Here is a 12,639-nt window from a genome sequence, read left to right on the forward strand (position 1 = left end):
GGCGCCCTCAACTCAGACCGCAGGATTCAAGCACGGTAGCGGCAAACGTCGACTCCACCACCCGGATAATATTCGGATTGCCGCCCGTGGCACGCGCCGTGATCCGGTACATATAGGCCATGCCGGTACTGGCGCCCGATTGTCCGACCTCGACCGCCTGGCTGGCCCCCTGACCCGGCAGGCGATCCGGCCCCAGATATTCGATGATATAGACGGGATTGTAGGCCAAGGCATTGACGCCGCCGACACTGGTATAGTCCATCGGACGATAACTGGTGCCGCCGGTGGTAAACCAGCCGGTGGCATGCCGAAAATTCAGCACGGTGCTGCCAACTGTTCTGCTGGAGTCATAACAGGGAACCGCGTTGCCTTGGAACAACTGCCATTCGGCACCGCGCAAGGCCGTCTCGGCACTCCATTGCGCCTGCATGGCACTGCGCATGGCCCCGGCCATCCGTTCCTGCAGCAAGGAGCGCCCTGAAGCGACCAGCGCCATCAGGGTCAGCAGCAGCAGAAAGACCAGTGCGACCACCAGCACGACGCCTTGCTGCTCCCGTCTTGAACGCGGCAGGCCGTTTCGAGTCATGGATTGACATTCCGCAAGGCTACCGTGGTGGAAAAGGCACGCCGTATCATCGGCACCGGAAAACCCTGACTGCTCGGCGTGATGGCATGCGCCGATGGTGCCATCAGGGCAGTCCCATCCGGCAGATAGACATAATTCTGCAGACTGGCAGGCAGCGAATAGAGCGGTGACTCCCCGTCCATCAGGATATTGATCCGGATGCTCTGCACGAATCGCCACAGGCAACCCGGCGTGGTGGCCAGCGGATAACGCTCCACGGCCGGGCAGGTACTGACACTGTCGACCTGGAGCGCCGTCATGTATTGCATCTTGCCCTGACTGTTGATCACTCCGTAACTGAAATCGAGTCGCTCGATGCCGCGGATGACTTCGGCGCCCGAAGAGTCACCGTTCAATCTTCTCATCAAAGCTCCGGTGGTATGACCATTGCCGTCACTGACCACCTGCAGATAATAGGTAACGTTCACGAGGTCCTGATTGAGATCGAACAATCGCGGCGCCAGCCCTGAAGGCGTGGTGATGCCTGGATAATCGATGCCTACCGAAAATCCGTTGCCGTTCAGCGTGCCCCTGAATACCTGCGCGGCATTGCAGTCGGCCAGCATCATGATATGCCCGCCCATCAGAGTGTCTGTCTCGGTACTCTGCGGAACGATCACGATCGACGTGACGTAGTTGCCGGTGGTCACGACCTTGCTGGAGTTCCCGTCAATCGCCCAGCCGCCATTGCTGTTGAGATAGCGCAGCGTCAAAACGTCGGAGCCTATCACCCGGTTGCCTACGTTGGTGCCGAACGGCGGAAGTCCGGTCCCCCCTGCGGCAGGATCCACGGGGCTGCAGGAGCCCGGACCGCAATCATAACCTCGCATGTACAGGAACGACGGCCAGCTGTAAGGCGCCGCCGGCACGGCCGGATAGGCATTGGCGGAACTGCCCCCGAAAGGCGTGGTCAGATCCTTCAATACGCTCGAGATATCACTGACATAAACCTGTGGCGTGCGCAGATAGGCATCCATTTTCAGACCGCTGGCGGTCGCCACACTGGCCCCGCCGACGCTGGCGCAATACTGGGCATTGCCCATGCTGAGATCTTCGCTCAGGCGCGAGAGGGCAAACCGGCCATCTTCCTGCAAGGTGGCCTGCAAGGCCTGCTGCCGGCTGTTCCCGGAGGTGGACAGAAACACGCTGATGATCCCTCCGGTCAGCAACAGGCCCAGCAGCATGGCCACCATCAGCTCGATCAGACTTAAGCCCGACTGTCGGTACTGAAACCTGAATGGGATCACGGCTGGAAATTCCAGACAAAAGTTTGAGTCGCCGCCGAGCTGTGGCTGGTGTCGCCATTGGCACGCTCGGTCCAGCTGATGCTCATGCTGCAATTGCCGCCATAGGGCGGACGCTCATTCAGCGAAGCACTGTCGGGACTGGCTCCGGCCGTGGCCGCATCACAGGCAATGCTTGCTGCCGCAGAGGGAAGTCCCGCAGCCAGCTCCTGACTCCAGTACTGACCGTCCTGCTGAGCCAATTGCGCAGGCGTGCAGGTACTGCTGCTGCAACTGGCACTGCCGCCTGAGCTCAAGGGATAACTGCCGTTGTAGTTGCCGCCCCAGACACCGGCCGGATTTGCCCGCATGCGATTGCTCATGCCTTGGGCCAATACCGAAGCCTGGGTACGCAGATAGGCCGTCTGGGTCGAGCGCAGGGACACGATGATCAGGGCCGCCAGACCGAGCAGGCCGATACCGAAGACCAGCACGGCAACCAGCACTTCGATCAGAGAAACCCCGCGCTGTATGCCACGACTGCCGAATCTGACTCCCCTTCGTGCATTCATTGCCAGCCGATCTCCCCGGGCGGCCAGGATGAAAGCCGCTGCACTGACTCACCGATAAAGGTCCGGAACGGCACGTCCCGGACCCGGAAAGCTTACATCCCGCCCGGAGCACCCGGGGCGCCGCCGCCACCACCGGCACTCATGCCGCTGCCCTGGCTGGATTCGGCATGCACCGGAGCATGATAGTCCTCCAGTTGGCGGGCCTTGGTGCCGACCGGATCGACGCGGCGCAGCTGGCCGCCGTCGTCGTAATAACCGGTGAAATGGTAATCCAGTACCAAGCGGGCCAGATATTCCAGATGGCGCTTGCGGATCTTCGAATCATCGCTGCGCTCCAGCAGCACCGACTTGGGCAGCTGGCCCTGCTCTTTCAGATACGCGAAATGGCTGCCCAGATCCAGAGCCGACAGCACCGCGCCATCCAGCTCGAACTGGTTGTTCTTGTAGGCCTGGATGGTCAGGTCGAACTGATCCTTCATCGTCGAGGTCAGCACCTGAGGCTTTTTGCCGCCGAAATGGCAACCGGCCAACAACAGGGTGCTCAGCACCAGCAGCGCGGGCATGCAGCGCGCCAGCATCTTGGTAATTCGGGACATGCGTGAATCTCCTGACAATCCATGACTTGATGGGGTAAATCACTCCGCCAGCCAGCAGGCAGAGGTTTGCATTGCTGCGCCTAGACGGAACGTCGGCCGCTGCCGGTCCGTGATGAACAGCGGCCGGAAACAGTCGGACCCAAGGCGACGATGATGTTGAAAAATAGCGGAGTGCCGGGCAAAGCGCCAGCGAAGGCCTCGAGCTCAGCCCTCCGGTGCGTTCTGCACCACCACCGAGCCCAGCCCCAGGGCCTTGTTGCGCGGCTGCGCCGCCAGCCGCGCTGCTGCACGACGCGCGATCTGACGGTAATGCCCGGCCAGATCCGAATCCGGCAGCGCCGCGACCACCGGCGCACCGTCATCCGCCTGCTTGCGGATGCGGATATCCAGCGGCAAGGCGCCCAGATAGGGCACGGCATAGTCCTCGGCCATCTGCCGACCACCGCCGGCACCGAAGATCGCCTCCTCGTGACCGCAGTTGGAGCAGATATGGGTCGCCATGTTCTCGACCACCCCCAGCACCGGCACGCCGACCTTCTCGAACATCTTGTAGGCCTTGCGGGCATCCAGCAAGGCAATGTCCTGGGGCGTGGTGACCACCACCGCACCGGCCACCGGCACCTTCTGCGACAGGGTCAGCTGGATGTCGCCGGTGCCCGGCGGCAGGTCCATGATCAGATAATCCAGCTGCTCCCAGCGGCTGTCGTTCAACAGCTGCATCATGGCCTGGGTTACCATCGGACCACGCCAGATCATCGGCGTGTCTTCCTCGATCAGAAAACCGATCGACATGATCTGCAGGCCGTGCGCCTGCTTGGGCACGATGGTCTTGCCATCAGGCGAGTCGGGCTTGCCTTCCACGCCGAACATCCGCGGCTGGCTGGGACCGTAGATATCGGCATCCAGAATCCCGACACGGGCCCCTTCGGCCTGCAAGGCGAGTGCCAGATTCGCCGACACCGTCGACTTGCCGACGCCGCCCTTGCCCGAAGCCACCACGATAATGTTCTTGACCCCGCCCAGCGGAGCCAGCGCCTGCTGCACGCGGTGGCTGTAGATGCGGCTGTGGATCGACACGGCGGCGGCCTCGATCTCCGGCTGCGCCTGCAGATGCGTCTGCACCAGGGCGGCCAGCTCCGCGCGAGCACCATCATCCAGCGGGTAACCCAGCGCCAGGTCCACCGATACCTTGCGACCGTCCACGCCGACGGCACGCACGGCCCCGCCCAGCGGCGTGTCGCCGTAGGGATCGGCCAGGGACGCCAGGCATTGGCGTACGGAGGTCTCGCTTGTCTCGATCATGCGTATCCGAAGATGCAACTGTAGGCAAGCGCATAGTATGCCATCGACAAGGCCGGGGACGGGACCGACAATGTCGCATTGCAACTTGACCGCCTGCCGCGGCCGGCGGAATCTGTCCACCATACCGATCCGTATGGAGCCTGTATGACACGTCTGATCTCCTCCGCCCTGGCCGCCGCGCTGTTGCTGGCCGGCACCGCCCATGCCGCACAGCACGACAGCCCGGTAGGTACCTGGCAAACCATTGACGATGAAACCGGCCAACCACGCTCCATCGTCGAAATCACCGAGCACGACGGCCAGCTGCAAGGTCAGGTCAAACAGCTGCTGAATCTCACGCCGGCCGAGATCAAGGCTGACGGCGAGCACCCGCACTGCACCCGCTGCGACGGCGACAAGCATGACCAGCCCATCGAGGGCATGGTGATCATGTGGGGCGTCCGTCAGGATGGTGACGACTGGGATGGCGGCCATGTGCTGGACCCCAAGAAAGGCAAGACCTACAAGGTCAAGCTGCATCTTGAAGAGGGTGGTGAAAAACTGACGGTGCGCGGTTATATCGGCTTTTCGCTGCTGGGCCGCAGCCAGACCTGGGTCCGCAAGGACGCGGCCGGCTGAACGCCCGCGCAGGCGGGTGATCTGACCCGGGTCCGCTTGGAGATGGGCGCACCGATAAACCATCAAAGCCTTCAGGACGATGGCGACCGGACACCCAGGCCGACCCGCCAGAGAAATCCGGCCGGGACACCCTTGCGGACAGGCCCGCGCGCCGCATGCCACGACGAGTACGACCGTCATGGCATAATGGCCCGTCCTGTCCCATGCACGGTCCCCCATGTCTCGCCGAATTCTCGTCACCAATGCCCTGCCCTATGCCAATGGCCCGCTGCACCTCGGCCACATGCTGGGTTACATGCAGGCGGACATGTGGGTACGGGCGCAACGGCTTTGCGGCCATGACGTGACCTATGTGGCGGCCGACGACGCCCATGGCACGCCGATCATGCTGGCGGCGGAAAAGGCCGGACTCAGCCCCGAAGACTTCATTGCCGGCGTGCTGGCCAGTCACGAGGCCGATTTCGCCGATTTCAGCTTCAGCTACGATCATTACCACAGCACGCACACGCCGGAAAACCAGGTGCTGGCCAGCACCATCTATCTGCGTCTGAAGCAGGCCGGCTATATCGCGACGCGGTCGATCCAGCAGCTGTTCGATCCGGAACGGCAGATGTTCCTGCCCGACCGCTACATCAAGGGCACCTGCCCCAAATGCGGCACGCCGGACCAGTACGGCGACAACTGCGAGCACTGCGGCGCGACCTACGCCCCCACCGACCTGATCAACCCTTACTCGGTAGTGTCCGGCGCCACTCCGGTACTGCGCGAATCCGAGCATTATTTCTTCGAACTGTCGAAATTCCATGACCTGCTGGACGACTGGTTCGGCGGCAAGCTGACCGGTGGCCCGGTCGCCAACAGCGGCGTCATCGCCAAGCTGCGCGAATGGCTGGATCTGGGCCTGAAGGACTGGGACATTTCCCGCGACGCCCCCTACTTCGGCTTTCCGATACCCGAGGCGCCGGGCAAGTTCTTCTATGTCTGGCTGGATGCCCCCATCGGCTATCTGGCCAGCTTCCTTGCGCTGTGCCGCCAGCGCGGCATGAACTTCGACGATTACATGGATGCCGGCAGCGATACCGAGCTGCACCATTTCATCGGCAAGGACATCATCAATTTCCATGGCCTGTTCTGGCCGGCCACCCTGCACGGCGCCTGCATGCGCGTGCCCACGGCCTTGCATGTCAACGGCTATCTGACTGTCAACGGCGCCAAGATGTCGAAGTCGCGCGGCACTTTTATCCAGGCCCGGACCTATCTGCAATCAGGTCTGCATCCGGAAGTGCTGCGCTACTACTTCGCTACCATGCTCAGCGATACGCCGGTCGATGTCGACCTGGATCTGAAAGCCTTCGAGGAACGGGTCAACTCCCATCTGGTCGGCAAGTGGGCCAATATCGCCAGCCGTACCGCGGGCTTTGTGCACACCCATTTCCAGGGGCGGCTGGCCGATCGGCTGGCGGCCCCCGAGGCCGCGCTGTGGCAGCAACTGCTGGCCCAATACGGCGACATCGGGCAGTTGTACCGCGACGACCAGTTCGCCGAGGTCACCCGCCGCTTCATCGCCATCGCCGATCTGGTCAACGCCTATATCGCCGAGCAGATGCCCTGGAAGCAGGCCAAGGATCCGGATCAGCGCGAAGCGCTGCACCAGACCTGCACCTTCGCGCTGTCGGCCTTCCATCTGCTGAGCGCTCTGCTGAAGCCGATCCTGCCGAAGACCGTCGCCCTGGCCGAGCAGTTTCTGGACCGATCGATCACCCATTTCGACGATGTTCTCCAGCCGCTGCTGGGGCACACCGTGCAAGCCTTCCAGCCCCTGCTGGGACGGATTGATCCAAAACAGATCGAAGCCATGGTCGAAGCCTCCAGGAGCTCGATCGGCTCCGCGCCGGACGAACCGGCCCCGGCCGCCAAGGCGACCGGCACCATATCTACATCCTCATCCACCAAGAAGACTGTCACCGTGAACGCAAGCACCAGCCCCGAAACCCCGACCGCCCCCGAAACCCCGATCATCGGCATCGACGACTTCGCCAAGCTGGACCTGCGGATCGGAAAGGTCCTGGTCTGCGAGCTGGTGGAAGGCTCGGACAAGCTGCTGCGCTTCGAACTTGATGCCGGCCCGCTGGGCAAGCGCCAGATCTTCTCCGGCATCCGCGCCGCTTATCCGCAGCCGGAACGTCTGGTCGGCCGCTCGGTGGTCTTCGTGGCCAATCTGGCGCCCCGCAAGATGCGCTTCGGCATCTCCGAAGGCATGATCCTGTCGGCCGGTGACGGCGGCAGCGACCTGTTCCTGCTCGACGCCGACAACGGCGCCGCGGCCGGGGCCACCGTCCGCTGAACGCAGCGAAGGAGATCGCATGATGGCATTCCTGTCCATGGTCGGTGTCGGCCTGATCGGTCTCCTTCCCCTGGCCAATCCCCTGACCAGCGTCATCGTGCTGCTGGGCATCGGCTCCCATCTCGAGCCGGCCGAACGCAACCGGCAGGTACTGCAGGCCTCGGTCTACGTATTCCTGATCCTGCTGATCTCGTTCTATGCCGGCCAGGCCATCCTCAACCTGTTCGCGATATCCCTGCCCGGACTGCGCATCGCCGGCGGCCTGATCGTCGGCCATATCGGCTTCCAGATGCTGTTTCCCAAGGACGCTCTGGACAGCGGCACGCCCCGTCAAGGTGGCAGCCAGAGCATCGCCTTCGTGCCGCTGGCAATGCCGACCACGGCCGGCCCCGGCACCATCGCCTTTATCATCAGTGCCTCCGCCACCGTGCCCGCGCATGTCCCCACCTGGATGTTCCAGAGTGCTGCGGTGACCTCGTTCGCACTGACCGGACTGATCTGCTGGCTGGTGCTGCGGGCGGCGAACCCCATCATGCGCATGCTTGGCCACAGCGGTATCGATGCCATTTCGCGCCTGATGGGCTTTATCCTGGTATGCATGGGCGTGCAGTTCGTGATCAACGGCATCGAACAGGTCTATCACGGCCTGCAAGGCTGAGCAGCTACACGCCCCATGCCCATATCCAGTCACGTGCCCAGCGTCAGCCAGATCGATGCCTTGCTGCCCCAGACCCAGTGCGGTCAGTGCGGCTTCAAAGGCTGCCGCCCCTATGCCGAAGCTCTTGCCGAAGGCCGCACCGCCATCAACCGCTGTCCGCCGGGTGGCACCGAAGGCATCGCCCGCCTGGCCGAGCTGCTGGACCAGCCACCGCTGCCGCTGGACCCTGCCTGCGGTCATGAGCACCCGCGCCAGCTGGCGCGCATCGTGGAGGCCGACTGCATCGGCTGCACCAAATGCATCCAGGCCTGCCCGGTCGATGCCATCCTGGGCACCGCCAAGGCCATGCACACTGTCATCAGCGATCTCTGCACCGGCTGCGAGCTGTGCGTTCCAGCCTGCCCGGTGGACTGCATCAGCCTGGAAGCCATGCCGGCCGCCCAGCTCGACCAGGCCCACGCCGATCAGGCACGACACCGGTTTCAGCGTCTGCAGCAGCGCCAGGCCGCCGAAGCCGCCCGCCGTGAACAAGAACTGCAGGCCCGCAAGAACGAGGTCGCCAGCGCCGGACTCAGTCCGGTGCAAGCCGCGCTGGCCCGCCGCAAGGCCCGTGAACAAGGTTCCTCCTCCGCATGAAGCGTCAAGACGTCATCGAACTGTTCAGCCGCCTGCGGGAACTGGACCCGCACCCCACCACCGAACTGGAGTACGGCACGCCCTTCCAGTTGCTGGTCGCGGTCACGCTCTCTGCCCAGTCCACCGATGTCGGCGTCAACAAGGTCACTCGCCGGCTGTTTCCCGTCGCGCCCACCCCGCAGGCCATGGCCGCTCTGGGCGAAGACGGCATCAGACCCTATATCGCCAGCCTGGGCCTTTTCAATGGCAAGGCCCGCAACGTCGCCGCCCTGAGCCAGATCATCGTCGAGCAGCACGACGGCGAAGTACCCGCAGATCGCAAGGCCCTGGAAGCCTTGCCCGGTGTGGGCCGCAAAACGGCCAACGTGGTCCTCAATACGGCCTTCGGGGTGCCTGCCATTGCCGTGGACACCCATATCTTCCGGATCTCCAACCGGACCGGACTGGCACCGGGCAAGGACGTCAATGCGGTCGAGGCCAAGCTTGAAAAAGTGGTGCCCGCCGAGTTCAAGCAGGATGCCCACCACTGGCTGATCCTGCACGGCCGCTATGTCTGCAAGGCCCGCAAGCCGGACTGCCCGCAATGCGTGATCAGCGACCTCTGCCGCTGCAAAAGCAAGACGCCGGCTGCGCACTGAAGCCGGTCCGCACCGATACGGACAGCACGCTGCAACCGCATGTCGCAATTGCGGATCATTCGCACTTGCACTAATGTCGCGACTTTGCCACGCCATGCCCGCCATCCAGTCCGGGCCCGCCTCAATGGATAACGACGCCCATGCAGTTGCACATCCCCCAGGTCCTGACAGCCGATCAGCTCGGGCACTTCCAGACCAGACTCGACCAGGCGGACTGGCAGGACGGCCGCATCACCGCCGGTTACCAGTCCGCCCAGGCCAAGCAGAACCGGCAATTGCGTGAAAGCGATCCACTGGCCATCGAACTGGGGGGCATCGTCGAAGCCGCCGTGCTCGGACACCCCACCTTCTTCTCGGCGGCCCTGCCGCGACACATCTATCCCCCGCTGTTCAACCGCTACGGTATCGGCGAACAATTCGATTATCACGTCGACAATGCCGTGCGCTACGATCGCCGCCGTCAACCGCCACTGCCGGTACGCACCGATCTCTCGTGCACACTGTTTCTCAGCGAACCGGACAGCTACGACGGCGGCGGCCTGGTGATCCGCGATCGCTACGGCACCCATACGGTCAAACTGCCGGCCGGCGACCTGCTGCTGTATCCCGCCACAAGCCTGCACAAGGTCGAACCGGTCACCCGCGGCGCGCGGACCGCCTGTTTTTTCTGGCTGCAGAGCATGGTACGCCAGGACAGTCAGCGCGAGCTGCTGTTCGAGCTCGATGTGAATATCCAGACCCTGACCGCGCAAGACCATGCCGATCCGGCCGTGCTGCTGAATCTGACCGGGATCTATCACAATCTGCTGCGACAGTGGGTCGGCGAATGAGCCGCCCCATGGCCGAAGCCGCCGAGAAGGCGCCGAATATCGGCGCCCCCGACTTTGATCCTCGCCATGTCGAGTCGCTGCTGAGCACCTCACCGACCGCCGCCGCGGCCTATCTTCAGGCACATGCCAAACGAGGCGAGCCGGCCGCCCAGACCTTGCTGGCCCAGCTCTGTCTGGATGGTCATGGCCTGCCACGCTCCGCGGAGGAAGCCCGCTACTGGTTTGCCCGCGCTGCCCATGAGGGTCAGCCCATGGCCATGAACATGCTCGGCCGCTGCCATGAGAACGGCTGGGGCGGTCCCGTGGACAATCTGCTGGCCGCGATCTGGTTCAAGCGTGCGGCCGAAGCCGGGCTGGACTGGGGTCTTTACAACTATGCGCACTGCCTGGCCCATGGTCGTGGCGTGCCGCGCGATCCGCCGGCAGCATTGGCCACCTTCGCCCGCGCCGTCGAACTGGGTCATGGCCGGGCCATGCATTTCCTGGGGCAATATTACGAGCACGGCTGGGTGGTCCCGATGGACCGCGCCCGCGCTTTCGACCTGTATCGTCGGGCGGCCGCTACCGGTGATTACCGGGGACTCGCCAGCTGGGCCTCGGTACTGGTCGAACAAGGCCGACCCGAGGATGCCCTGCCCTTGCTGCAAAAAGCCCTGGATCAGGCGCCCAAGGCCTATCGCGCCGAATTGCTGCGCCAGCTGCAAGGCTCGGGCGAACCTCGATTGCAGGCCCTGGCCCGGCAGACAGTGTCCGGCATGGAGAATCCTGCCCGGTCCTGAGCGGCACAGCCCCGGAAACCCGAACGACCACTCGCCGCCACGGGTGCGCACGACACCCTCCTGGCCCCTCCCCGCCATCACGCGCCACGCGATATCCGGCAAGGACCGCCGTGATCACCCGATACCATTACGCCCGCGCCTCAGGGCCCTGAGGTGCGGCGCGAGGCGGCAGGACGCGCGATGGCATACATGTCCCAGCTGATCTGCTTCAGCAGCGCCTGCCTGTCATCTCCCTGCACATACAGATCGAAATGACTGCGTCCCGGCAGAAAGCGGATATCGCTGCGCGCCCCCAGACCATCCAGCACGTGTTTCAGTCGATGTGCGGCACCGTCGAGGTAAAAGGTATCGGCCGTACCGACATAAAGATGGATCTTGCCATCCAGGTCAGGCTTCAGGGCCGGCCATTCATGCGCCAGACGCCAGGCGATATCGTAGTGATCCCGCCAGTAGCGGATCACTGCCGGATCCACGGCGCCGGTATAGCGGTTGAACATCGGCATCGGCCGGCCATTCGCGCCACGTGGCGAGAACACCCACTCGAAGGAAGCCATCTGTCCGCCATATGGACCCAGCACCTGCTCCAGCTTCGCAAATTGTTCAAAGGTGGCCTGCACCTGGCCATGATCGCGCACCAGCGGCCAGGCACTGCCATCGGTGCGGACATAGACATTGGCATGGGGTGCGTACAGATCCGGTCCGGTGAAATCATGGAAATCACTGGGGTCGGGCGAGGTCGACCAGGTGCCCCCGAAAATCTGCGGGTAACGCGTCTGCAACCACAGGGTGGCCCAGCCGCCGGACGAGTGACCGTTGAGGAACCGCCCGCTGGCACGGGCATCCATCCGGTAATCCCGCTCCAGCGAGGGTATCAGCTCCGTGGTCAAGGCCTGCCCCCAGGGCCCGTTGTTGACCGAATCGGCAAACTCGTGGGTGCCGGTCGGACTGGATTCATCCAGCGCCACCCAGATCATCGGCGGCATCGAACCGTCGCGCATCGCCGCATAGATCCTGGCGAGTACCGGCACCGCATGCGCGTTGTCGCCGCCGAAGCCTTGGGTGTAATACACCGTGGGATAGGACTGATGGCCATCCTCGTAGCCGGGCGGCGTCAGCACCCAGCCGCGCATGTCGATCCGCCGGCCCCAGAAACCGGTCAACAGAGGGCTCTGGAAATCGACCAGATGGGTGTGAGGCCGGGCCGCATCCAGCGCCGCCTGAATGTCCGGCGAGACTGTACCCGGATGCCAGGGATCCTTGGCGGGTACGACATGATCCAGCACCAGATCCTCCGGATGCTGCATCGGCAAATGGATCCTGACTACTTTGCTCAGCAGATCACCCGCGCTGCGTCCGCGATAATTGTAGTCGCGGTTCACATCCAGCACGGCCTGCACGTAGTAATCGCCTTGCGGCAGGTTGGAATAACGACTGGGAAACGCCAGATCGTCGCCATCGATCACGACACTGCGGTGCTGGCCCAGCCAGGCCACATTGCGGGCCGCCACAGTAACCTTGCTCGCGGCCAGGGGATTCACATCCACGGCTGTCACCGGAGCGCCGCCGCTCTGCTCCGCTTCGGCGACCTGCACACTCTCGGCAAACACCAGCAGACGGCCGGAAGCCGGTCCCGTGCCGGCGGTCTCCATATGTACCCGGAACAGGCTCGTGCCCGTAGGCAGAGCTTCCGGCTCGGCGCCGCAACCCGCCAACCCGCAGGTCAGCAGCAGAGCGGCGATCGCACGACCGAAATCAGTCCTCAAAGCCATCTCCTTGTCCATGTGCAGGCCTCGCATCCTCAGACCGGCTCGCCTGACG

The 12,639-nt window shown here is 63.7% G+C and carries 13 protein-coding genes; 7 read left to right on the forward strand and 6 right to left on the reverse strand.

What is annotated here, in order from left to right:
• Nucleotides 1–7: 7 nt before the first annotated feature.
• The 5 genes from FRAAU_RS10840 to apbC form a co-directional block, all read right to left on the reverse strand.
• Entirely contained in the window at nt 8–586 is a 579-nt protein-coding gene (locus FRAAU_RS10840) for a pilus assembly PilX family protein (RefSeq protein WP_014403574.1), read from the reverse strand.
• Nucleotides 583–1,872: a PilW family protein gene (locus FRAAU_RS10845; RefSeq protein WP_014403575.1), complete on the reverse strand. Its 1,290-nt coding sequence runs from the start codon at nt 1,870–1,872 to the stop codon at nt 583–585. The genes FRAAU_RS10840 and FRAAU_RS10845 overlap by 4 nt, the downstream gene beginning before the upstream one ends.
• Nucleotides 1,869–2,420: a type IV pilus modification protein PilV gene (pilV, locus tag FRAAU_RS16565; RefSeq protein ID WP_014403576.1), complete on the reverse strand. Its 552-nt coding sequence runs from the start codon at nt 2,418–2,420 to the stop codon at nt 1,869–1,871. The genes FRAAU_RS10845 and pilV overlap by 4 nt, the downstream gene beginning before the upstream one ends.
• Before the next feature lie 92 nt (nt 2,421–2,512).
• Nucleotides 2,513–3,016: a hypothetical protein gene (locus tag FRAAU_RS10855; protein WP_014403577.1), complete on the reverse strand. Its 504-nt coding sequence runs from the start codon at nt 3,014–3,016 to the stop codon at nt 2,513–2,515.
• 204 nt (nt 3,017–3,220) lie between these two features.
• Entirely contained in the window at nt 3,221–4,318 is a 1,098-nt protein-coding gene (apbC, locus tag FRAAU_RS10860) for an iron-sulfur cluster carrier protein ApbC (RefSeq protein WP_014403578.1), read from the reverse strand.
• 144 nt (nt 4,319–4,462) lie between these two features.
• On the opposite strand from apbC, the gene FRAAU_RS10865 reads away from it, so the two are divergent.
• The 7 genes from FRAAU_RS10865 to FRAAU_RS10895 all read left to right on the forward strand — a co-directional run bounded on the left by FRAAU_RS10865 (nt 4,463) and on the right by FRAAU_RS10895 (nt 10,821).
• Nucleotides 4,463–4,936, forward strand: coding sequence for a DUF2147 domain-containing protein (locus tag FRAAU_RS10865; RefSeq protein WP_014403579.1), 474 nt, complete (start codon nt 4,463–4,465; stop codon nt 4,934–4,936).
• A 217-nt stretch (nt 4,937–5,153) separates the two neighbouring features.
• Complete coding sequence (metG, locus tag FRAAU_RS10870) at nt 5,154–7,280, forward strand: methionine--tRNA ligase (protein ID WP_014403580.1); 2,127 nt, start codon at nt 5,154–5,156, stop codon at nt 7,278–7,280.
• Nucleotides 7,281–7,299: 19 nt separating this feature from the next.
• On the forward strand, nt 7,300–7,938 hold the full coding sequence (locus tag FRAAU_RS10875; protein WP_014403581.1) for a MarC family NAAT transporter: 639 nt from the start codon (nt 7,300–7,302) through the stop codon (nt 7,936–7,938).
• Nucleotides 7,939–7,953: 15 nt separating this feature from the next.
• Nucleotides 7,954–8,574 (forward strand): RnfABCDGE type electron transport complex subunit B, encoded by a 621-nt coding sequence (locus FRAAU_RS10880; protein ID WP_014403582.1) that lies wholly within the window; start codon nt 7,954–7,956, stop codon nt 8,572–8,574.
• Nucleotides 8,571–9,212 (forward strand): endonuclease III, encoded by a 642-nt coding sequence (gene nth, locus FRAAU_RS10885; protein WP_014403583.1) that lies wholly within the window; start codon nt 8,571–8,573, stop codon nt 9,210–9,212. The genes FRAAU_RS10880 and nth overlap by 4 nt, the downstream gene beginning before the upstream one ends.
• Before the next feature lie 140 nt (nt 9,213–9,352).
• Nucleotides 9,353–10,042 (forward strand): Fe2+-dependent dioxygenase, encoded by a 690-nt coding sequence (locus tag FRAAU_RS10890; RefSeq protein WP_014403585.1) that lies wholly within the window; start codon nt 9,353–9,355, stop codon nt 10,040–10,042.
• 8 nt (nt 10,043–10,050) lie between these two features.
• Nucleotides 10,051–10,821 (forward strand): tetratricopeptide repeat protein, encoded by a 771-nt coding sequence (locus tag FRAAU_RS10895; protein WP_014403586.1) that lies wholly within the window; start codon nt 10,051–10,053, stop codon nt 10,819–10,821.
• A 140-nt stretch (nt 10,822–10,961) separates the two neighbouring features.
• On the opposite strand, the gene FRAAU_RS10900 is transcribed toward FRAAU_RS10895, so the two are convergent.
• The gene (locus FRAAU_RS10900) at nt 10,962–12,590 is read right to left on the reverse strand and encodes an alpha/beta hydrolase (protein WP_041271068.1); all 1,629 of its coding nucleotides are present in this window, start codon (nt 12,588–12,590) and stop codon (nt 10,962–10,964) included.
• Between the last annotated feature and the right edge of the window lie 49 nt (nt 12,591–12,639).

The sequence above is a fragment of the Frateuria aurantia DSM 6220 genome (genome assembly GCF_000242255.2).
GTDB classification, from domain to species: Bacteria; Pseudomonadota; Gammaproteobacteria; order Xanthomonadales; family Rhodanobacteraceae; genus Frateuria; species Frateuria aurantia.

Coding starts and splice junctions, on each gene's coding strand:
- FRAAU_RS10840 (WP_014403574.1), bottom strand. CDS start 586: ATGACTCGAAACGGCCTGCCGCGTTCAAGACGGGAGCAGCAAGGCGTC.
- FRAAU_RS10875 (WP_014403581.1), top strand. CDS start 7,300: ATGATGGCATTCCTGTCCATGGTCGGTGTCGGCCTGATCGGTCTCCTT.
- FRAAU_RS10855 (WP_014403577.1), bottom strand. CDS start 3,016: ATGTCCCGAATTACCAAGATGCTGGCGCGCTGCATGCCCGCGCTGCTG.
- FRAAU_RS10890 (WP_014403585.1), top strand. CDS start 9,353: ATGCAGTTGCACATCCCCCAGGTCCTGACAGCCGATCAGCTCGGGCAC.
- pilV (WP_014403576.1), bottom strand. CDS start 2,420: ATGAATGCACGAAGGGGAGTCAGATTCGGCAGTCGTGGCATACAGCGC.
- FRAAU_RS10865 (WP_014403579.1), top strand. CDS start 4,463: ATGACACGTCTGATCTCCTCCGCCCTGGCCGCCGCGCTGTTGCTGGCC.
- FRAAU_RS10900 (WP_041271068.1), bottom strand. CDS start 12,590: ATGGCTTTGAGGACTGATTTCGGTCGTGCGATCGCCGCTCTGCTGCTG.
- FRAAU_RS10895 (WP_014403586.1), top strand. CDS start 10,051: ATGGCCGAAGCCGCCGAGAAGGCGCCGAATATCGGCGCCCCCGACTTT.
- metG (WP_014403580.1), top strand. CDS start 5,154: ATGTCTCGCCGAATTCTCGTCACCAATGCCCTGCCCTATGCCAATGGC.
- apbC (WP_014403578.1), bottom strand. CDS start 4,318: ATGATCGAGACAAGCGAGACCTCCGTACGCCAATGCCTGGCGTCCCTG.
- FRAAU_RS10880 (WP_014403582.1), top strand. CDS start 7,954: ATGCCCATATCCAGTCACGTGCCCAGCGTCAGCCAGATCGATGCCTTG.
- nth (WP_014403583.1), top strand. CDS start 8,571: ATGAAGCGTCAAGACGTCATCGAACTGTTCAGCCGCCTGCGGGAACTG.